This is a genomic window from Streptomyces sp. CB09001, assembly GCF_003369795.1.
GTDB lineage: Bacteria > Actinomycetota > Actinomycetes > Streptomycetales > Streptomycetaceae > Streptomyces.
This window is the reverse complement of record NZ_CP026730.1, coordinates 529,086-549,253: the sequence shown is the minus strand read 5'-3', so window position 1 is coordinate 549,253 and position 20,168 is coordinate 529,086. Positions and strand designations below refer to the sequence as shown.

Below are 20,168 nucleotides of genomic sequence, written 5' to 3'. Positions count from 1 at the left end.
CCTCCATGGTGCCCCGTTCAGCCGCCGCGTGTGTTCAGAGAGGCCAGGTAGGCGTTGTACGCCGCCAGCTCCTTGTCGCCGTCGCGGTCGGCGGCCCGGTCGCTGCGCCGGGCCTGACGCTCCTCCGAGGCGTACCACTGGAAGAGCAGCGCGAGCAGCACCAGCACGGACGGGACCTCGCTGAAGGCCCAGGCGATGCCACCGGCCGCGTTCTGGTCGGAGAGCGCGTCGATGCCGAGCGAGGCGGGCGGGTTCCTGAACGTCTCGACCATCGGGGAGGAGGCCATCATCAGCGCGATGCCGAAGAAGGCGTGGAACGGCATCCCCGCGAACAGCTCCAGCATCCGCATCAGGTAGCCCGGCCGGTGCGGGCCCGGGTCGACGCCCATGATCGGCCAGAAGAACACCACACCCACGGCGAGGAAGTGCACCATCATCCCGATGTGCCCGGCCTGCGAGCCCATGAGGGTGTCGAAGAGGGGGGTGAAGTACAGGGCGTACAGACTCGCGATGAACAGCGGGATGGTGAACGCCGGATGCGTGATGATCCGCATGTAGCGGCTGTGCAGCAGCATCAGCAGCAGCTCGCGGGGACCCTTGCGGCCGCGGCCCGCCGGGGGCAGCGCGCGCAGGGCCAGTGTGATCGGGGCGCCGAGCAGCAGCAGGATCGGCGACACCATGCTGATCACCATGTGCTGCACCATGTGCACGCTGAACATGACCATGCCGTAGTCGTTCAGCTTGGTGCACATCATCAGGGCGACGCTCAGCACACCGGTCACGAAGGCCACGGTCCGGCCGACCGGCCACTTGTCACCGCGCCGCACCAGACGCACGACGCCCCAGCCGTACAGCGCCAGTCCCAGGAGGCAGGCGATCAGGAAGAAGGGATCCGCCGACCAGGCGAGCCCCCGCCCCAGCGTGAACGGCGGCAGATCCATCGTCATGCCGTGCCCGCTGTGATCCATCCGCCCGCTCCTGTTTCGTGGGGGTTGAGCGCGTTTGAACGCCGCTTGTCCGAAGCAAGACTAGAACCGCCCCCGGCCGCACTCGCGACTGGGGGCGGTGAAACGCGCCCTTCAGGGGCGCGGGGAACTGCGCGACAAGCCACGTACGGCCCGCGGACCGCGAATCACCTCAGGGCCCGGGCTCCGACCGGCAGGTCAGAGAACACACTCCGCCTCCGCGTACCGCGCATCCGGCACCGTCTTCAAGGACTCCACCGCCTCGGCGAGCGACACCATCTCGATGTCGGTCCCCCGCAGAGCGGTCATCATCCCGAACTCCCCGCGATGCACCGCCTCCACCGCGTGCCACCCGAACCGCGTCGCCAGCACCCGGTCGTACGCCGTCGGCGTGCCGCCGCGCTGGACGTGCCCGAGTATCACCGGCCGGGCCTCCTTGCCGAGCCGCTCCTCCAGCTCGATGGAGAGCTGGCGGGCGATCCCGGCGAAGCGCTCGTGGCCGTAGACGTCCTTGCCGCCCTCGTCGAAGTCCATGGTGCCGGTCTTCGGCTTGGCGCCCTCCGCCGCCACCACGATCGCGAACCGCTTGCCCGCGGAGAAACGCTCCCCGACCTTCGCGGTCAGCTCGTCGATGTCGAAGGGCCGCTCCGGTACGACGACCGCGTGCGCGCCGGCCGCCATGCCCGAGTGCAGCGCGATCCAGCCGGTGTGCCGGCCCATGACCTCGACGATCAGCACCCGCTGGTGCGACTCGGCGGTGGTCTTCAGCCGGTCCAGGGCCTCGGTGGCGACGGTGACCGCCGTGTCGAAGCCGAACGTGACGTCGGTGACCGCTATGTCGTTGTCGATGGTCTTCGGCACGCCCACGATCGGCAGGCCGTTGTCGGAGAGCAGCCGGGCCGCCTTCAGCGTGCCCTCGCCGCCGATCGGGATGATCGCGTCGAGGCCGAGTTCCCGGACGTGGCCGCGGGCCCGCTCGACGCCGTCCCGCAGATGCTCGGGCCGGACCCGGGAGGAGCCGAGGATGGTGCCGCCGCGTGCCAGGATGCCGCCCACCGCGTCGAGGTCGAGCTTGAGGTAGTCGCACTCCAGGAGGCCCTTCCAGCCGTCCCGGAAACCGATGACCTCGTCGCCGTGGTCGACGACGGCGCGGTGTACGACGGACCGGATGACGGCGTTCAGGCCGGGGCAGTCGCCGCCGGACGTGAGGACACCAATGCGCATAGCCCGAAATACCTTCTCAACGTGGCACGGGTCCGGACCGCGCTGTCCGGCTCGATCCCCGCCACCCTAGCGGTACGAGGGGGCGGGGCCGAACCACGCGTCCGCCTACTGGACGCACCCGCTCACCTGTGCGGATGTGTCATCAGACGGGCCGTCGGGAAAGCGCTCGGGCGGGCTGCTGCGCGGCTGTGTTCACGCGGGCTGCTGGGCAGCTGTGTTCACGCAGGCTGCTGGGCAGCCGCGATGCGCTCGTTGCGGAGCGCCTCGTACCAGCGGTCGTCGGTCGGCGGCAGCGCGTTCACGTCGAGGGCCAGCTTGAGCAGCAGGTCCGCGATCAGCGGGTTGCGCGCCAGCACGGGGCCGTGCATGTACGTGCCGAAGACCGTGTCGTTGTACGCACCCTCGGTGCCGTCCCCCGTGCCGTTGCCGTTGCCGAAGCGGACCTGGGCGAGCGGGCGGGCGCCCGGCCCGACGTGGGTGACGCCCTGGTGGTTCTCGAAGCCGGTCAGCGGGGGCAGGCCGAGGCGCGGGTCGATGTCGCCGAGGACGTCGCCCACGCACCGTGCGCCCTCACCGCGGGTGGAGACCACGTCGAGCAGGCCGAGGCCCGGCTCGCGCTGGCCGAGGTCGTTGATGAACTCGTGGCCCAGGATCTGGTAGCCGGCGCAGACCGAGAAGACGATCGCGCCGTTCTCCACCGCCCGGTACAGGCCGCCGTCGCGGCGCAGCCGCTCGGCCGCGAGCCGCTGCGGCCGGTCCTCGCCGCCGCCGACGAGGTAGATGTCGCCGGAGGTCGGGATCGGCTGGTCGCTGCGCACGTCGAGCCGTGCCACGTCGAGGCCGCGCTGGCGGGCCCGGCGCTCCACGACGAGGGCGTTGCCCTGGTCGCCGTACGTGCTGAGCAGATCCGGGTAGATCCAGACGATCCGCAGTTGGTTGTCGCTCACGAAAATCCCCTGAAGTCTCGCGGTCAGTTGCCGACGCGGCGGCGCAGGTCCTGGAAGGCGGTGTAGTTCGCGATGACCTCGATGCGTCCCGGCGGGCACAGCTGCACCGCCTGGTCGAGGTCCTCGCACACCTGGAACTGCTGGTTCGCGACCTCCAGGCGCACCGCGAGGTCCAGCTTCCGGTCCCCGACCACGCAGATCGGGTGCCCGGACAGCCGGGTGTAGTCCACGTCCCACAGCCAGGAGGTGTCGGTGCCGTCGGCGCCGCGCGCGTTCACCGAGAGGATCACCGGGGCCGGCGGCGGGTCGATCAGGGAGAAGGTCTCCAGCCAGCCCGCCGGGTTCTTGGCGAGCAGCAGGCGCAGGTCGCGGCCCTGGAACTGGACGACGTCGTAGCGCCCGGCGACCGCCTGCACCTGGTACATGCGCTCCAGGGCGACCTGCGGCGGCACTCCGAAGACGGCGGCGACCGCGGCCGAGGAGGCGGCGTTCGCCTTGTTGGCGCGGCCCGGCAGCTGGAGGTGGATCGGCCAGGCGGAGCCGTGCGGGTCGAGCACGTGGTCGCCGGACAGGGCCCAGCTCGGCGTGGGACGGCGGAAGCCGCACTCGCCGCAGAACCAGTCGTCGCCGGGGCGCTGCATCACGCCGCCGCAGGACGGGCAGGACCAGGCGTCGTCCTTCCACATCTGGCCCGCGGCGACCCAGATCACGTTGGGGGAGGAGGACGCGGCCCACACCACCAGCGGGTCGTCCGCGTTGGCGACGACCACGGCCTTCGAGCCGGCCAGCCCCTCGCGCCAGTTCTCGGCGAGCATGCGGGTCTCGGCGGCGCGGTCCAGCTGGTCGCGGGAGAGGTTGAGCAGCGCGATGCACTTCGGGTCGGTGGCCTGGGCGACGCCGACGAGGTACTTCTCGTCGACCTCGATGACCCCGTAGCGAGCCTCCGCACCACCCGCGAGGGCCGAGGTGATGCCGGCCGGCATGTTGGCGCCGAGCGCGTTGGAGACGACCGGTCCGGCCGCCTTGAGCGCCTCGGCGATGAGCCGGGTGGTGGTGGTCTTGCCGTTGGTCGCCGAGACCAGGGTCACGTCCAGGTGCCCGGCGAGCCGGCCGAGGAGGTCGGGGTCGAGTTTCAGCGCGACCCGGCCGCCGATCACCGAACCGCTGCCGCGCCCCGCGGCGCGGGACGCCGCCGCGACCGCCTTGCCCGCGGTCACGGCGATCTTGGCCCGCGGCGTGAGCGGGTCCGAGTTGCCTGCCATCAGTTCTCGATCCTCCTTGCCGTACGCGCCGCGCCTGAAGCCTGTGAAGCCTGACGGCCACGTGGTGTGGACCTCAGCCTATCGAGATCCATTCGCACTCCCGAATCGCGGCACCGGCCTCCGGTTCCGGCGGTGGGCGCGTGCCGCCGGGGGACACAGGGACCTTACTCTGGCCGCCATGCGACAAGGCTCCATCCCGGGCGCCCACGGGCGCGTCCGTCCCCTCGGCCTCCTCGGCGACCCCGTCCTGCACGCCCCCTGCGCGGAGGTGACGGATTTTGGTCCGGAACTCTCGGTGCTCGTGGAGGACTTGTTCACGACCATGTACGCCGCCCACGGCGTGGGCCTGGCCGCGAACCAGATCGGCGAGGCGCTGCGCGTCTTCGTCTACGACTGCCCGGACGACGAGGACGAGCGGCACCTCGGGCACGTGGTGAACCCCCGGCTGGTGGAGACCGGCGGGGTGGTGGTGCGCGGTCCCGAGGGCTGTCTGTCGCTGCCGGGTCTGGAGGCGGGGACCGAGCGGCACGACGAGGCGGTGGTGACCGGCTTCACGGCGACCGGTGAGCCGGTCACCGTACGCGGGACGGGGTTCTTCGCCCGGTGCCTCCAGCACGAGTGCGACCATCTGGAGGGGCGGGTCTACGCCGATCGCCTGACCGGCCGGCGGCACCGGAAGCTGATGCGCCGGGTGGCCCGGGCGTCCTGGCACCGCTGAGCGCCTCCACCGAAGACGGCCGGCGGCGCGGCGACCGGTGCGGTCAGAATCCGGGACCGCCCGCCTTGTCCCCGGCCTCGGCCAGGCGGCCCCAGAGCAGATCGGCCAGGGTGCGCACCAACTCCTCCCGGGGGCAGGGTCGTTCACCCAGCCACCAGTCCCCGGCGGCGTGCATCATGCCGACGATGCCGTGACCCCAGACCCGGGCCAGCTGCTGGGTGCCCGGTCCGACGTCGAGGCGCTCCTCGATCACCTGGGCCAGCTCCTCGCCCATGCGGCGCAGCAGCGGCGCCGAATGCCTGCCGACGTCGAAGCCCTGCTCGGACTGGTCGCCCGGAGCGCCGGCGCTGTCCGCCGGGTGCATCAGGAAGCGGTACACCTGCGGGCGGGCCTCGATGGCCGCCAGATAGGTGTCCAGGGTGGCCTCCACCCGCTGCCGCCGCTGGGCCGGGGCGTCCAGGGCGGCCCGCAGCGAGGCCAGGAGAGCGTCCGTGTGCCGGACGGCGAGGGCGGCGTAGAGTCCGCCCTTGTCGCCGAAGTGGCGGTACAGGATCGGCTTGGTGATGCCCGCCTCGGCGGCGATGGCGTTCATCGAGGCGTGCGGACCGTCGCGCAGCACCACCCGGTCGGCGGCCTCGAGCAGCTCGCGCCGTCTGCGGTCGGCGGATGTCTGCTGATCGGCCCGCTGCGTGGTGTTCATGTGCTCTCCCCACCCGTGCTGTTTCGGTGACGCCTGCGCAAACTAACACTCACGGGACGAGGGCCATCGAACGGGAGGGCGAGGTGGTCCCGGGAGTTGACTTTTCCTACCGACGGGTAACAGACTCGGTGTTACCGCAAGTAACATGCACGGGCGTCACTGGAGGGGACATGGCCGAGTTCACCATGGAGCTGAGCGACGAACAGAAGGAGGTCCGGGACTCGCTGCACGGCTTCGCCGCCGACGTCATCCGCCCCGCGGCCGCCGAATGGGACGAGCGCGAGGAGACCCCCTGGCCGGTGATCCAGGAGGCCGCCAAGGTCGGCATCTACTCCCTGGACTTCTACGCCCAGCAGTACTTCGACTCCACCGGCCTCGGCATCCCCATGGCGATGGAGGAGCTGTTCTGGGGCGACGCGGGCATCGCCCTGTCGATCGTCGGCACCGGCCTGGCCGCCGTCGGCGTCCTCGCCAACGGCACCGAGGAGCAGATCGGCACCTGGATCCCGCAGATGTACGGCGACGCCAACGACGTCAAGGTCGCCGCCTTCTGCTCCTCCGAGCCCGACGCCGGCTCCGACGTGGCCTCCATGCGTACCCGTGCCGTGTACGACGAGGCCAAGGACGAGTGGGTGCTCAACGGCACCAAGACCTGGGCGACCAACGGCGGCATCGCCAACGTCCACGTCGTCGTCGCGGTCGTCGACCCGGACCTCGGCTCCAAGGGCCACGCCTCCTTCATCGTCCCGCCGGGCACGCCGGGACTCTCCCAGGGCCAGAAGTTCAAGAAGCACGGCATCCGCGCCTCGCACACCGCCGAGGTCGTCCTCGACAACGTGCGCGTGCCCGGCTCCTGCCTCCTCGGCGGCAAGGAGAAGCTGGACGCCCGCCTCGCCCGCGCCCGGGAGAAGGCCAGGAAGGGCGGCGAGCGTGTGAAGAACGCGGCGATGGCCACCTTCGAGGCGTCCCGCCCGGCGGTCGGCGCGATGGCGGTGGGCACCGCCCGGGCCGCGTACGAGGTGGCGCTGGAGTACGCGCAGACCCGGGAGCAGTTCGGTCGCCCCATCATCGACAACCAGGGCGTCGCCTTCCAGCTGGCCGACATGCGGACGTCCATCGACGCGGCCCGGCTGCTGGTGTGGCGGGCCTCCTGGATGGCGATCAACGGCAAGCCGTTCACGGCGGCCGAGGGCTCGATGTCCAAGCTGTTCGCGAGCGAGACCGCGAAGAAGGTGACCGCCCAGGCGATCCAGATCCTGGGCGGCAACGGCTACACGCGGGAGTACCCGGTGGAGCGGATGCACCGCGACTCGGCGATCTACACGATCTTCGAGGGCACGAGTGAGATCCAGCGGCTGGTGATCGCGCGGACGCTGGCGGGCATGCCGATTCGTTGAGCGCCGTGGGGGGTTCGGCGCGCCGCCGGGTGCGGGGCCGTTGTGGCTGGTCGCGCGGTTCCTCCCGCCCCTGAGGCCGGCATGCTCACCGGTGCTTCAGGGGTGTGAGCTGCTCGATGTCGTACTTCGCCCGCAGGGCCTCGATCGCCTCGTGGTCCGGCGGGCCCCCGTCGCCCAGGATCTCCAGCAGTTCCTCGAAGTAGCGCTCGTGGTCCGGGGGCGGGCCGGCCTGGAAGAACAGCTTGGCCGGCTCGCCCGTCGGGTTCGCGAAGGCGTGCGGACAGCCGGGGGGTACGACGATGACCGTGCCCGGGGTGGCGCGCACCACCCGGTTGCCCGAGCTCGACTCCCACTTCTCCCAGCTGTCCGGCGTACGGATCCTCGGCTCGAAGGCGAGCACGTCCAGCTCGCCCTCCAGCACGTAGAACAACTCCTCGCTGCGGGTGTGCACATGGGCGCCGACGTCGAATCCGGGCGGCACGATCACCTCGAAGGTGGACGCCATGCGCGAGTGCGATCCGGTCACCTTGAAGGTCACGTGCTGGGCCGGTGCCTGCACCACCCGGCCCTGACCGGGCGGCACCAGCAGGCCCTCGGCCGCCGCGACCAGGCCGCTCACCAGGTCACCGGCAGGGCCTCGGGCCCGCGGATCAGCGCACCCTTCTTGAAGGGCACGTCCTCGGGCGCCACCGCGAGCTTCAGCCCCGGCACCCGGTCCAGGACCGCGTCCACCAGCAGCTCCGACTCCAGCCGGGCCAGCATGCCGCCCGGGCAGTAGTGCGGGCCGAAGCCGAAGGACACGTGCGGGTTGGGGGAGCGCTCGAAGTCGATCGTGTCCGGGTCGGGGAAGACCTCCGGGTCGCGGTTGGCGGCCAGGTACGACACGTAGACCGCGTCACCCGCGCGGATCCGCACGCCCCTGATGTCCACGTCCTCCAGGGCGATCCGGGAGAGCCCGACGGCGTTGCGGTGGGGGATCCAGCGCAGGAGCTCGTCGATGGCGCGGGGACGGATCTCCGGATCCGAGCGCAGGCGTTCGGCCAGCTCGGGGCGGCTCAGCAGCAGGTGAAACATCTGCCCGCTGTTGTTGGTGACCGCCTCGCCGCCGATCTGGAGCAGCACCGCGAGCCCGACGGCCTCCGACAGCGTGATCTCGTCCCGCCGCACGGCGGCACCCAGCAGCGAGGTGACGTCCTCGCCCGTGCTGTCGGACCGGAGCCCGATGAGATCCGAGAAGTAGGCGTTCATCTCGTTCTTGGCCCGCTCGCTGACCTCGGCCCCGTGCGAGGAGGACAGGATCAGCTGGGTCCAGGTGTGCATGGCGTGCCGGTCGGTGGCCGGCACACCCATCAGCTCGCAGATCACCGCGATGGGGAAGGGGCTCAGCACCGCCTCGGTGAGGTCGGCGGGCGGACCGGCCCGCAGCATGGCGTCGACCAGTTCGTCGAGCAGGCCTCGGGACCGCTCGCGCACGCGCTCCACGCCCCGTGCGGTGAAGGCCGCGGCCACCGAGCGGCGCAGCCGGGTGTGGTCGGGCGGGTCCAGGAAGCCGACCGCGCCGCGCGCCGGGATGAAGTGCGGGGCCAGCCGGGTGACCTGCCGGTCCATGACGGCCTCGCGCCCGAACCGCGGGTCGTTGGTCACCAGGCGCACGTCGTCGTGGCGGGTCACCAGCCAGGCCCAGCCCTCGCCGTTGGGCAGCGAGATCCGGTTGACGGGGCCCTCCCGCATCAACTCGGTCAGCACCGGGTCGAAGTCGCTGCCGGGCAGGTCGGCGGCCGGCCAGTCCCGGACGGGCGGCACGGTCTGGGGGATCGTCTCTTCGCTCATGTCTGCCTCACACTCCGCGTCACACCCCGGGCCGGGGTCCCCGTCACGTCCTGTCGCACGCCCGGCCGCACGTCCGCGGTCCGCCAGCAGCCCAGGGACATCTCCGCGGTGATGCCCGGACCGAAACCGGCCAGCAGCCCGCGCGCCCCGTCGGCGACGCCCCCTTCGTCGAAGAGCCGGCGCAGCGCGTCCAGGACGACGGCGCTGGCGATGTTGCCGTACTCGGTGAGCGTCGCCCGGCTGAACCGGAAGGCGTGCGGGTCCACCTGGAGGAACGTGCTGAGATCGTCGAGGATCCGGGGGCCGCCCGCGTGCACGATGTAGAAGTCCAGGTCGGCGGCGTCCCAACCGTGCTCCCCCGCCAGCTCCTTGAGCGCCGGCGCGAGCGGCTCCATGGTGGCCGGCACCCGCTTGTCCAGCAGGAAGTGGAAACCGGTCGCCTTCACGTCGTACATGATCCACTCCTCGGTCTTGGGGATCAGGTACGAGCCGTTGCGCTCCAGGCGCACGCCGGTGCCGCCCTGTCCGCGGACCACCGCGGCGGCGATGCCGTCGCCGAAGAGGCCGTTGCAGAGCAGGGAGCCCACGCCGAGGTCGGTGGGCTGGTAGCACAGCGAGCAGAACTCGCAGGCCACGATGAGCGCGTTGGCCTCGGGGTAGGCGGTGCAGAAGTCGTGGGCGCGGTTGATCGCCGCGCCGCCGGCCGCGCAGCCCAGCTGGGCGATGGGTATCTGGCGCGTGGTGCTGTCGAAGCCCATCTCGTTGATCAGCCACGCCGTGAGCGAGGGCATCATGAAGCCCGTGCAGGAGACGTAGATGATCACGTCGATGTCGGTGGTGAGCAGCTCCGCGTCGTCCAGAGCACGCTGGATCACGGCCGGGACACGGGACTTCGCCTCCCGTTCGTAGACCTTGTTGCGGTCCTCGAAGCCGGGGTGCTCCAGCGTGTCCTCGATGGGCTGCACGATGTGCCGGGTGCGGACCCCGGTGTTCTCTATCAGCCGGAGCGCGAGCGGCAGTTGAGGATGGGCGGTGTGACGCCGACGCGCCAGCTCCAGCGTCTCCTCCATCGTGATCACGTGCTCCGGGACGGACACCGAGGGTCTGCACAAAGTCGCCATGAACCGTGCCTGCTTTCGCCTCGCGGAAGGCTTGCGCCCCCCGGCCGGAAAGTGCCGCACCCTTTCAGGGGTGCCCATCCACGATCGCTCACCGGGGCGGCGATCTCTCGCCGGGTTACTCCGTCTCGGGGAGCGGGCGGCAGGCGTCAGGGGAGCGGGCGGCAGGCGTCAGGACGAGGGGCCGCTGCTGTGGGCGATGCAGGCCACGTCGATCCGGTCGGCCAGCTTCGCCAGCTCGATGGTGAGGGCCGCGACGGTGTCCTCGTCCAGGCTCTCCTCGCCGGTCTCCACCAGCCGCAGCCACCGCCCGCCGACCGTGCGCAGCAGCTTGCTCACATCGGACGCGGCGACCTGGAGCGTGCCGCGGTCGTCGACGATCAGAGGCAGGGTCACTTCGCGGTTCACAAAGGGGATCGTAGTCGCGGAAGGCTCACGCTCCGTGCCATACGGTGGTGATGTTGCAGAACTCCCGGATTCCGTGCCCGGACAGCTCACGCCCGTAGCCCGACCGCTTGACCCCGCCGAACGGGAACGCCGGATGGGACGCCGTCATCCCGTTGACGTACACGCCGCCCGCCTCCAGGTCCCGGACGAAACGGTCCACGTCGGCGTCGTCACGCGTCCACACGTTCGAACTGAGGCCGAAGTCGGTGTCGTTGGCGATCAGTACCGCCTCGTCCAGGTCGGCCGCCCGGTAGAGCGTGGCGACCGGTCCGAAGGCCTCCTCGCGGTGGATGCGCAGCTCGCGGGTGACGTCCGCCAGGACGGTCGGCGGGTAGTACCAGCCCGGCCCGTCGGGGCGTTCGCCGCCGCACAGCACCGTCGCGCCGCCGCGCACCGCGTCGTCGACCAGCTCCACCAGGTCGTTCAGGCCCTGCTCGCTGGAGAGCGGGCCGACCTCGGTCTCCTCGTCCATCGGGTCGCCGACCTTCAGCGCCCGCATGCCCTCGGTGAAGCGCTCCACGAAGGCGTCGTACACGTCCGTGTGCACGATGAACCGCTTGGCGGCGATGCACGACTGCCCGGCGTTCTGCGTGCGCGCCGTCACCGCCACCTCGGCGGCCCGCTCGACGTCGGCGGACGGCATGACGACGAACGGGTCGCTGCCGCCCAGCTCGAGCACCGTCTTCTTGATCATCTCCCCGGCGGTGGAGGCCACCGCGCGGCCCGCGGGCTCGCTGCCGGTGAGGGTGGCGGCCCGCACCCGCTCGTCGCGCAGGATGTCGTCGACCTGGGCGGAGCCGATGAGCAGGGTCTGGAAGCAGCCCTCGGGGAAGCCCGCCCGGTGGAACAGGTCCTCCAGGTACAGGGCGGTCTGCGGCACGTTCGAGGCGTGCTTGAGCAGCCCCACGTTGCCCGCCATGAGCGCGGGCGCCGCGAACCTGATCACCTGCCAGAGCGGGAAGTTCCACGGCATCACCGCGAGCACCGGGCCGATCGGCCGGTAGCGGACCAGGGCCCAGGAGGCGCCGGAGTCCTTCACGTCGGCCTCGGCGGGCTCCTCGTCGGCCAGCAGCTCGGCCGCGTGGTCGGCGTACCAGCGCATCGCCTTGGCGCACTTGGCCGCCTCCGCGCGGGCCTGCTTGACCGGCTTGCCCATCTCCGTGGTGATGACCTTGCCGATCTCCTTCTGGTCCGCCTCCAGGAGGTCGGCGGCCCGGCGCATCATCCCGGCCCGCTCGTAGAACCCCGTGGTCCGGTAGGTGCGGAAGGTGGCCTCCGCGAGCTCGATCCGGCGCTCGATCTCCTCCTCGCCCATGGCCTCGTACGTCCTGAGCGTCTCGCCGTTCGCCGGGTTCACCGTCGCGATGGGCATGGCCGACCTCCCTGGGTGCATTCGTGCTTCGACCTTGGCGCGCGGCGTGCGGTGCCGCAACGCGGACGGGTCCCGCCGGTGCGTGCCGCAGCCCCGCCGCGCGTCCCGAAGCCGCCGTCCGTGTTCGCCTCTCGTCAGTGCGAGTGCTCAGCGAGCCGGTCGAGAAACGCGGCCTGCGCCTTCACGATCACCTCGCGAGCCCGGTCCAGCCCGAACCACGCGACCCGGTCCAGCTCGGGGAACTCCTCGGTCCGCCCCGACCTCGGCGGCCACTCCATGCGGAAGGTGCCGGGGACGACCGTCGCCGGATCGAGGTCGGCCTCGACGGCCCAGACCGTGACGAGCTTCCCGCCCGCCTGCCGCACCTCGCCGAGCGGGACGGCCCCGCCCTCGGGCGGCGGCAGCCCCAGCTCCTCCTCGAACTCGCGCCGGGCCGCCTCCCACGCCGGTTCCCCGGGGTCGTACTCGCCCTTGGGGACGGTCCACGCCCCGGCGTCGCGGCGGGTGTAGAACGGGCCGCCCATGTGGCCGAGGAGCGCCTGGAGCTCCCCGCCCGGTCCACGCCGGTACAGCAGCAGGCCCGCGCTGCGCCTCACCGGGCCACCCCGGGGTGGGCGGCGAGCAGGGCGTCCACGGTGTCCGCGTCCTCGGGGCGCTTGTCCTCGCGGTAGCGGACCACGCGGGCGAAGCGGAGGGTGACGCCGGCCGGGTAGCGGGTGGAGCGCTGGAGGCCGTCGTAGGCGATCTCGACGACGAGTTCGGGGCGTACGGTCACACCCCAGCCGTGCTCCTCGACGGCCAGCTCCTTCAGACGCTCGGTCTGCCAGACCAGCAGCGCGTCGGTCATGCCCTTGAAGGTCTTGCCGAGCATCGCGAAGGAGCCGTCGGCGGTGCGGGCGCCCAGGTGGAGGTTGGAGAGCTTGCCGGTGCGGCGGCCGTGGCCCCACTCGGCGGCCAGCACCACCAGGTCGAGCGTGTGGACCGGCTTGACCTTCAGCCAGGACGCGCCGCGCCGTCCCGCGCTGTAGGCGGCGTCGAGCCCCTTGACGACGACGCCCTCGTGCCCGCGTGCCAGCGACTCGGCGAGGAACTCCTCCGCGTCCCCGGTCTCCTCGGGGCCGTGCACCAGCGTGCGCCGTACCCGCCACGGCTCGGGGACCAGCCGGGCCAGCTCCGCGTGCCGTTCGGCCAGCGGCAGGTCGAGCAGGTCGCGTCCGTCGACGGAGAGCGCGTCGAAGAACACCACCGAGACCGGGACCGCCCGCGCCGCCGTGGCCACGTCGGTGCGTGAACCGACCCGGCCGGCGGTCTCCTGGAAGGAGCGGGGCCGCCCGCTCGCGTCGAGGGAGATGGCCTCGCCGTCCAGGATGAACCGCTCGCCGGGCAGCGCCAGGGCCGCCTCGGTGACCTCGGGGAGCCGGTCGGTGATGTCGTCCAGGGTGCGGGTGTAGAGGCGTACGGTGCCGCCGTCCCGGTGCACCTGGACGCGGATGCCGTCCAGCTTCTCCTCCACGGCCGCGGCGCCCAGCCTGCCGACCGCCTCGGCGACGGAGGACGCGCTGTGCGCCAGCATCGGCAGCACGGGCCGGCCGACGGTGAGCCGGAACCGGTCCAGGGCGCCGGCCCCGTCGGCCAGCAGGGCCTGGGCCACCGTCTGGAGCGACCCCGCGAGCATCACCGCGCGTCGTACGTCCGCCGGGGGAGCGCCCGTCGCCGCGGCCAGGCCCTCGACCGCGGCGGCGTCCAGCGCGCCCTGGCGGACCTCCCCGGTGAGCAGCCCGACCAGGAAGCGCTGCTCGTCCTCCGTGGCGGCGCCCATCAGCTCGCCGACCAGCCGGGTCCGCTCGGCCTGCGAACCGGCGCCGGAGACCGCGCCGAGCCGGGTGAGCCGGGCGTCCACGTCCCGCACCGTCAGGCTCGGCGCGTCGGCCGGCGGAAACCGGCGGCTCAGCACCTTCCAGCCGACGCCGATCCGGCCCTGCGGGAGCCGTCCCGCCAGGTACGGGATGACGACCGGCACGTCCGCCGCCTCCGCCTCGCGGAACAGCTCCGCGAGCAGGACGGTCTTCCGGGACCGCGCCGACGTGGCGGCGACCTCCCGGGACACCTTGGCCAACCGGGCAAGCAGCATGCAGTCATGGTGCACCGGAGCGGGCGGGTGTACACCCCGCGGCTGCCGCGCGAGGCCGCGTACGCCCTCCCCGGGTGCTCCGCAGTGACCTCACTCCGCGACGGCCGCGTCCAGGTCCGACATGATCAGGTCGCCGACGACCGCCGACGCCGCGCGGTACCCGCCGCTCGCCGCGTGGACGACCTGCTCGGCGAAGCCCATCGCGTTGCCGGCGGTCCACACGCCCGGCACGCTGGTCCGGCCCGTCGGGTCCACCACGGGGTAGGCGCCGAACGGAGTCTCCTGCAGCTCCGCCCCCAGCCGCTCCATCAGGCCGGTCTGCGGGACCGCCTTCGGGGCGACGAACACCACCGTGCGGTCGTGCGCCGTACCGTCCGCCAGCCGCACCCCGGTCAGCCGGTCGTCCTCGACCCGCAGGGCGGCCACCTCGCCGGGCACCACCTTGACCCCGGCCGCGGCGAGCCGCCGCAGGTCGTCGTCGGACAGCTCCCGCTCGGCGACCGTGTGCAGGAAGAGCGTCACGTCGTCCGACCAGCCGGACACCATCAGGGCCTGGTGCACGCTGAGCGGGCTGGTGGCGAGGACGCCGAAGCGTTCGTCCCGCACCTCCCAGCCGTGGCAGAACGGGCAGTGCAGCACGTCCCGGCCGTACCGCTCGGCGACCCCGGGCACGGTCGGCAGCTCGTCCCTGAGACCGGTGGTGACGATCAGCCGGCGGGCGTGCACGGTGCCCCCGCCGGACAGCTCCACCGCGAAGTCCTCGCCCCGGGACACGTCCACCGCGCGGTCGCGGACCAGCTCCACCCCGTAGCGGGCGATCTCCTCCCGGCCGAGGGCCAGGAACTCGGCGGGGGACATGCCGTCCCGGGTCAGGTAGCCCTGCATGTGGTCCGAGGGCGCGTTGCGCGGCTCACCGGCGTCGACCACCAGGGTGCGCAGCCGCGAGCGGCCCAGGACGAGCGCGGCGGAGAGCCCGGCCGCGCCGCCGCCGACCACCACCACGTCGTACGTCCCGGACGGGTCCTTCGGGTCCTTCGGGTCCTTCGGGTTCGTGTTCTGGGTCATGGTGACCACCTCCACCCAGAAGGTCGCTCAGATCCGACGGGATTGACAAATAAGTTTGCCGGAACTGCAATAAACGCATGACGACCGCAGACGATGTCCTCGCCGGTGTCGGGCCGAGGCTCCGCCAGGTGCGCAAGGAGCGGGAGGTGACCCTGGCCGCGCTGTCCGAGGCGACCGGCATCTCGGTCAGCACCCTGTCGCGGCTGGAGTCCGGCCTGCGCAGACCGAGCCTCGAACTGCTGCTGCCGATCGCCCAGGCCCACCAGGTGCCGCTGGACGAACTGGTCGGCTCCCCACCGGTCGGTGACCCCCGGGTGCGCGCCAAGCCCATCGTGCGCCACGGCCGCACCCACTGGCCGCTCACCCGCCAGGCGGGCGGCCTCCAGGCGTTCAAGGTGCTGGAGCCCCAGCGCCGGGAGGAACCGGACCCGCGCACCCACGAGGGGTACGAGTGGCTCTACGTCCTCTCCGGCCGGCTGCGGCTCGTGCTCGGCGAGCACGACGTGGTGCTGTCGGCGGGGGAGGCCGCGGAGTTCGACACCCGGGTGCCGCACTGGTTCGGGTCGACGGGGGAGGGGCCGGCCGAGTTCCTCAGCCTCTTCGGGCCGCAGGGGGAGCGGATGCACGTACGGGCGCGGCCCGCGCAGGCATGACCCCGCACCCTGTTCTCCGATCCCACCCTGTTCCCCGATCGGCAAGCGACCGCTTAGTATGCGAGTGACCCGGTCGGACGACGCAGTCGGTGGAGGCCCCGCATGCAGGCATGGCAGGTGCACGAGAACGGCGAGCCGGGCGAGGTGATGCGCCTCGCGGACGTGGCGCCGCCGACGCCCGGCGAGGGCCAGGTCCTGCTGAGGGTCCGCGCCGCGAACATCAACTTCCCGGACGCCCTGCTGTGCCGGGGGCAGTACCAGGTCCGGCCGCCGCTGCCGTTCACGCCGGGTGTGGAGATCTGCGGCGAGACCGAGGACGGGCGCCGCGTCCTCGCCAACCCCGCGCTGCCGCACGGCGGCTTCGCCGAGTACGCCCTCGCCGACGCCCGCGCCCTGCTGCCCGCGCCGGACTCCCTGGACGACGCCGAGGCCGCCGCCCTGCACATCGGCTACCAGACCGGCTGGTTCGGCCTGCACCGCCGGGCCCGGCTGGAAGCCGGTGAGACCCTGCTCGTCCACGCCGCCGCGGGCGGCGTCGGAAGCGCCGCCGTGCAGCTGGGCAAGGCGGCCGGCGCCACCGTCGTAGGCGTCGTCGGCGGCCCGGAGAAGGCGGCCGTCGCCCGCGAGCTGGGCTGCGACGTGGTCGTCGACCGGCACGCCGAGGACGTCGTCGCGGCCGTGAAGGAGGCCACCGGCGGCCGGGGCGCCGACGTGATCTACGACCCCGTCGGCGGTCAGGCCTACGCCCAGTCCGCCAAAACCGTCGCCTTCGAGGGCCGGATCGTCGTCGTCGGCTTCGCGAGCGGCACGATCCCCAGCCCGGCGCTCAACCACGCGCTGGTCAAGAACTACACGATCCTCGGCCTGCACTGGGGCCTGTACAACACCAAGAACCCGAAGCTGGTCCGGCACTGCCACGAGCAACTCACCGAGCTGGCCGCGAGGGGCGCGATCAAGCCTCTGGTGAGCGAGCGGGTGCCGCTCGCCGACGCCGCCGGGGCGGTACAGCGCGTCGCCGACGGCAGGACCACCGGCCGCCTGGCCGTCGTACCGGAGAACCTGGACAAGGGAGCCGCCGCATGACCGACGCAGCGGAACTGCGCCGCCGTACCCGTGAGTTGCTCGCCGCGCACCCACCGGCCGCCACGGACCGCCTGGACTTCCTCCGGGCCCGCTTCGACGCGGGACTCGCCTGGGTGCACTACCCGCAGGGCCTCGGCGGCCTCGGCGCCCCGCGCGCCCTGCAAGCCGTCGTGGACGCCGAGTTGGCCGCGGAGGGCGCCCCCGACAACGACCCCCGGCGCATCGGCATCGGCCTCGGCATGGCGGCACCGACCATCCTCCAGTACGGCACCGAGGAGCAGAAGCGCCGGCTGCTACGCCCGCTGTGGACCGGCGAGGAGGTCTGGTGCCAGCTCTTCAGCGAGCCGGGCGCCGGGTCCGACCTGGCCGCCCTCGGCACCCGCGCGCTGCGGGACGGCGCGGACTGGGTCGTGAGCGGGCAGAAGGTGTGGACCTCCAGCGCGCACCTCGCCCGCTGGGCCATCCTCATCGCCCGCACCGACCCGGACGTGCCCAAGCACCGGGGCATCACGTACTTCGTGTGCGACATGACCGACCCCGGGGTCGAGGTGCGGCCGCTGCGCCAGATCACCGGCGAGGCCGAGTTCAACGAGGTGTTCCTCACCGACGTCCGCATCCCCGACTCCCGCCGCCTGGGCGAGATCGGCGACGGCTGGCGGGTCGCGCAGACCACGCTGAACAACGAACGCGTCGCCATCGGCGGCACACCGATCCCCCGCGAGGGCGGCCTGATCGGCAAGATCGCCGAGACCTGGCGGGAACGCCCCGAACTGCGCACCCACGACCTGCACCAGCGGCTGCTCGCCCTGTGGGTCGAGGCCGAGGTCGCCCGCCTCACCGGCGTACGCCTGCGCCAGCAACTGGCAGCCGGCCAGCCCGGCCCCGAGGGCGCCGGCATGAAACTGAACTTCGCCCGGCTCAACCAGGAGATCAGCGGCCTGGAGGTCGAACTCCTCGGCGCGGAGGGACTGCTCTACGACGACTGGACCATGCGCCGCCCCGAACTGGTCGACTTCACCGGTCGCGACGCCGGATACCGCTACCTGCGGTCCAAGGGCAACAGCATCGAGGGCGGGACCAGCGAGGTCCTGCTGAACATCGTCGCCGAGCGGGTCCTCGGCCTGCCCGCCGAGCCGCGCACCGACAAGGACGTCGCATGGAAGGACCTCGCCCGATGAGCGCACAGCCGGAACCCGCTCTGCTCCCCTCGGAGGAGGAAGAGGCGCTGCGCGCCGCCGTCCGGGACCTGCTCACCGACCACTGCGACCCGGCGGGCGTCATCACCCGCACCGAGTCGGCCGCCCCCCACGACGTGTCGCTGTGGAAGGCCCTCGCCGACTCGATGGGGCTCGCGGGCCTGCTGATCCCGGAGGAACTGGGCGGGCAGGGGGCCACCCACCGCGAAGCCGCCGTGGTCCTGGAGGAACTGGGCCGTGCGGTCGCACCGGTGCCGTACCTGACGAGCGCCGTCGTCGCCACCGAGGCGCTGCTGGCCTGCGGCGCCGACGACCTGCTCGGCGAGCTGGCGTCCGCCACGACCGTCGCCGTACTCGCCGTCGGGCTGTACGTCGCACCGGGCGGCGCCGTCCCGCACATGCGGCTCGAAGGGGGCGTACTGCACGGGGAGTCGACCGGCGTGGCCGACGCGGCCGTCGCCGACGTGCTGCTCGTGCCCGCGGACGACGGGGGCCTGTACGCGGTCGGCGCCGCCGACGCGACGGTCACCGAGCAGGTGTCGCTCGACGCCACCCGGCCGCTGGCACGCGTGACCCTCGACGGTGCCCCGGGACGCCGCCTCGGTGACGCGGAACCCGCCGTACGCCGTGCCCTGCGGGCCGGTGCCGGGCTGCTCGCCTCCGAGCAACTGGGGCTCGCCGACTGGCTGCTGACCGAGACGGTCCGCTACCTCAAGGAACGCAGGCAGTTCAACCGCCAGGTCGGCGGCTTCCAGGCGCTCAAGCACCGGCTGGCCCGGCTGTGGCTGGAGGTGGCGGGCCTGCGCGCCGCCGCCCGGAACGCGGCCGACGCCCTGGCGACCGGCGCGGACACCGACGTGGCCGTGGCCGTGGCCCAGGCGTACGCGGCCCAGGTCGCCGTGCACGCCGCCGAGGAGGCGCTGCAACTGCACGGCGGCATCGGCATGACGTGGGAACACCCGGTCCACCTCTACCTCAAGCGGGCCAAGGCCGACTCCATCGCCTACGGAGCGGCGGGCACCCACCGCGCGGCGCTGGCCGACCTGGTCGACCTGCGGGCTCCCTGACACACCTGCCCGCAGTGAAGTGAACGACCGGCGTCGGTCCGGCCAACTCACCGCACGGCTCTGCTCCCTGGGGCCGTCGGGACCCCATACTCACAGGCGTCCCGTACGGCACTTCCAGGGAGGCAGAGCATGGCCCTCACCACCCGACGCAGAGCCCTCACCACTCTCGGCGCCGCCCTCGCGGGCGCGGTCGCCCTGCCCGCCGGCACCGCGCTGGCGTCGGAAGGCAGGCACGGGCCGCGCCCGCTGTGGCGCGCGCACGCCCACAACGACTACGAGCACCCCCGGCCCCTCCTGGACGCCCTCGACCACCGCTTCGGCAGCGTCGAGGCCGACATCTACCTGGTCGGCGGCCAACTCCTGGTCGCCCACGACCCCGAGGACCTCGACCCGTCCCGCACCCTGGAGTCGCTCTACATCGACCCGCTCGCCGCCCGCGTCCGCGCGAACCACGGCCGGGTCCACCGGGGAGACCGCGGCTCCCTGCAACTGCTGGTCGACATCAAGACCGAGGGCGAGGCGACGTACCGCGAGCTCGACCGCCGACTGCGCCGCTACAAGCACCTGTTCACCTCCTACGCCCACGGGCGGGTCTTCCCGGGCGCGGTCACGGTGGTCGTCTCCGGCGACCGGGCGGCCCGTGCGCCCATGGAGGCCCAGCGCAGCCGCCGCGCCTTCTACGACGGCCGCCTCGCCGACCTCGGCACCACCGCACCGGCCTCCTTCGTCCCGCTGATCAGCGACAACTGGACGCTCAACTTCACCTGGCAGGGCGTCGGCACCTTCCCGGCGGCCGAGCGGCGCGGACTGCGGGGCATCGTGGGCGCGGCACACGCGCGCGGGCAGCGGGTGCGCTTCTGGGCCACGCCCGACGTGGCGGGGCCCGCGCGGGACGCCGTGTGGGCCGAACTGCTCGCCGCCGGTGTCGACCACCTCAACACCGACGACCTCGGGGGCCTCGAAGCGTTCCTCGACGCGCACCGGGACGCGTAG

At 72.5% G+C, this 20,168-nt stretch carries 20 protein-coding genes; 7 read left to right on the top strand and 13 right to left on the bottom strand.

Going from position 1 to position 20,168, the window contains the following annotated elements; all coding sequences use genetic code 11:
• Positions 1-17: 17 nt before the first annotated feature.
• From C4J65_RS02690 to C4J65_RS02675, 4 genes are all read right to left on the bottom strand, one after another.
• Positions 18-968 (bottom strand): cytochrome c oxidase assembly protein, encoded by a 951-nt coding sequence (locus C4J65_RS02690; protein WP_115740910.1) that lies wholly within the window; start codon positions 966-968, stop codon positions 18-20.
• A gap of 195 nt (positions 969-1,163) precedes the next feature.
• Positions 1,164-2,189 (bottom strand): 6-phosphofructokinase, encoded by a 1,026-nt coding sequence (locus C4J65_RS02685; protein WP_115740909.1) that lies wholly within the window; start codon positions 2,187-2,189, stop codon positions 1,164-1,166.
• 218 nt (positions 2,190-2,407) lie between these two features.
• The gene (locus C4J65_RS02680; protein ID WP_115740908.1) at positions 2,408-3,136 is read right to left on the bottom strand and encodes a glutamine amidotransferase; all 729 of its coding nucleotides are present in this window, start codon (positions 3,134-3,136) and stop codon (positions 2,408-2,410) included.
• 23 nt (positions 3,137-3,159) lie between these two features.
• Positions 3,160-4,398 carry a MurT ligase domain-containing protein gene (locus C4J65_RS02675; RefSeq protein WP_115740907.1) on the bottom strand — a complete coding sequence of 413 codons (1,239 nt, stop codon included), beginning with the start codon at positions 4,396-4,398 and terminating at the stop codon, positions 3,160-3,162.
• A gap of 178 nt (positions 4,399-4,576) precedes the next feature.
• Here C4J65_RS02675 and def point away from each other — a divergent pair, with 178 nt between their 5' ends.
• Positions 4,577-5,116, top strand: coding sequence for a peptide deformylase (def, locus tag C4J65_RS02670; protein WP_162832986.1), 540 nt, complete (start codon positions 4,577-4,579; stop codon positions 5,114-5,116).
• Between the two features lie 43 nt (positions 5,117-5,159).
• Here def and C4J65_RS02665 read toward each other — a convergent pair whose 3' ends face one another.
• Positions 5,160-5,816 (bottom strand): TetR family transcriptional regulator, encoded by a 657-nt coding sequence (locus C4J65_RS02665; protein ID WP_115740906.1) that lies wholly within the window; start codon positions 5,814-5,816, stop codon positions 5,160-5,162.
• A gap of 170 nt (positions 5,817-5,986) precedes the next feature.
• Between C4J65_RS02665 and C4J65_RS02660 the strand changes: the two genes are divergently transcribed.
• A complete protein-coding gene (locus tag C4J65_RS02660; RefSeq protein WP_115740905.1) occupies positions 5,987-7,213 on the top strand; it encodes an acyl-CoA dehydrogenase family protein in 1,227 nt (408 codons plus the stop codon).
• Between the two features lie 85 nt (positions 7,214-7,298).
• Here the strand turns inward: C4J65_RS02660 and C4J65_RS02655 are convergent, their stop codons facing one another.
• From C4J65_RS02655 to C4J65_RS02620, 8 genes are all read right to left on the bottom strand, one after another.
• On the bottom strand, positions 7,299-7,832 hold the full coding sequence (locus C4J65_RS02655) for a cupin domain-containing protein (RefSeq protein ID WP_115740904.1): 534 nt from the start codon (positions 7,830-7,832) through the stop codon (positions 7,299-7,301).
• Positions 7,829-9,043: a cytochrome P450 gene (locus C4J65_RS02650; protein WP_115740903.1), complete on the bottom strand. Its 1,215-nt coding sequence runs from the start codon at positions 9,041-9,043 to the stop codon at positions 7,829-7,831. Before C4J65_RS02650 ends, C4J65_RS02655 begins: the two co-directional genes overlap by 4 nt.
• Positions 9,040-10,242 carry a 1,3,6,8-tetrahydroxynaphthalene synthase gene (locus C4J65_RS02645; protein ID WP_275898143.1) on the bottom strand — a complete coding sequence of 401 codons (1,203 nt, stop codon included), beginning with the start codon at positions 10,240-10,242 and terminating at the stop codon, positions 9,040-9,042. The genes C4J65_RS02650 and C4J65_RS02645 overlap by 4 nt, the downstream gene beginning before the upstream one ends.
• A gap of 90 nt (positions 10,243-10,332) precedes the next feature.
• On the bottom strand, positions 10,333-10,569 hold the full coding sequence (locus tag C4J65_RS02640; protein ID WP_003977626.1) for a DUF6213 family protein: 237 nt from the start codon (positions 10,567-10,569) through the stop codon (positions 10,333-10,335).
• A gap of 25 nt (positions 10,570-10,594) precedes the next feature.
• The gene (locus C4J65_RS02635; RefSeq protein ID WP_115740901.1) at positions 10,595-11,980 is read right to left on the bottom strand and encodes an NADP-dependent succinic semialdehyde dehydrogenase; all 1,386 of its coding nucleotides are present in this window, start codon (positions 11,978-11,980) and stop codon (positions 10,595-10,597) included.
• 134 nt (positions 11,981-12,114) lie between these two features.
• Positions 12,115-12,576: an NUDIX domain-containing protein gene (locus tag C4J65_RS02630; RefSeq protein WP_115740900.1), complete on the bottom strand. Its 462-nt coding sequence runs from the start codon at positions 12,574-12,576 to the stop codon at positions 12,115-12,117.
• Positions 12,573-14,111 carry an ATP-dependent DNA ligase gene (locus C4J65_RS02625; protein ID WP_115740899.1) on the bottom strand — a complete coding sequence of 513 codons (1,539 nt, stop codon included), beginning with the start codon at positions 14,109-14,111 and terminating at the stop codon, positions 12,573-12,575. Before C4J65_RS02625 ends, C4J65_RS02630 begins: the two co-directional genes overlap by 4 nt.
• A gap of 90 nt (positions 14,112-14,201) precedes the next feature.
• Positions 14,202-15,176, bottom strand: a complete 975-nt coding sequence (locus C4J65_RS02620) for an NAD(P)/FAD-dependent oxidoreductase (protein ID WP_115746266.1) — start codon at positions 15,174-15,176, stop codon at positions 14,202-14,204.
• 77 nt (positions 15,177-15,253) lie between these two features.
• Between C4J65_RS02620 and C4J65_RS02615 the strand changes: the two genes are divergently transcribed.
• The 5 genes from C4J65_RS02615 to C4J65_RS02595 all read left to right on the top strand — a co-directional run bounded on the left by C4J65_RS02615 (position 15,254) and on the right by C4J65_RS02595 (position 20,168).
• Complete coding sequence (locus tag C4J65_RS02615; protein WP_115740898.1) at positions 15,254-15,829, top strand: XRE family transcriptional regulator; 576 nt, start codon at positions 15,254-15,256, stop codon at positions 15,827-15,829.
• A gap of 102 nt (positions 15,830-15,931) precedes the next feature.
• Positions 15,932-16,912: an NADPH:quinone oxidoreductase family protein gene (locus C4J65_RS02610; RefSeq protein WP_115740897.1), complete on the top strand. Its 981-nt coding sequence runs from the start codon at positions 15,932-15,934 to the stop codon at positions 16,910-16,912.
• Entirely contained in the window at positions 16,909-18,090 is a 1,182-nt protein-coding gene (locus tag C4J65_RS02605) for an acyl-CoA dehydrogenase family protein (RefSeq protein WP_115740896.1), read from the top strand. The genes C4J65_RS02610 and C4J65_RS02605 overlap by 4 nt, the downstream gene beginning before the upstream one ends.
• On the top strand, positions 18,087-19,175 hold the full coding sequence (locus C4J65_RS02600) for an acyl-CoA dehydrogenase family protein (RefSeq protein ID WP_115740895.1): 1,089 nt from the start codon (positions 18,087-18,089) through the stop codon (positions 19,173-19,175). The genes C4J65_RS02605 and C4J65_RS02600 overlap by 4 nt, the downstream gene beginning before the upstream one ends.
• 129 nt (positions 19,176-19,304) lie before the next feature.
• Entirely contained in the window at positions 19,305-20,168 is an 864-nt protein-coding gene (locus tag C4J65_RS02595; RefSeq protein ID WP_115740894.1) for a phosphatidylinositol-specific phospholipase C/glycerophosphodiester phosphodiesterase family protein, read from the top strand.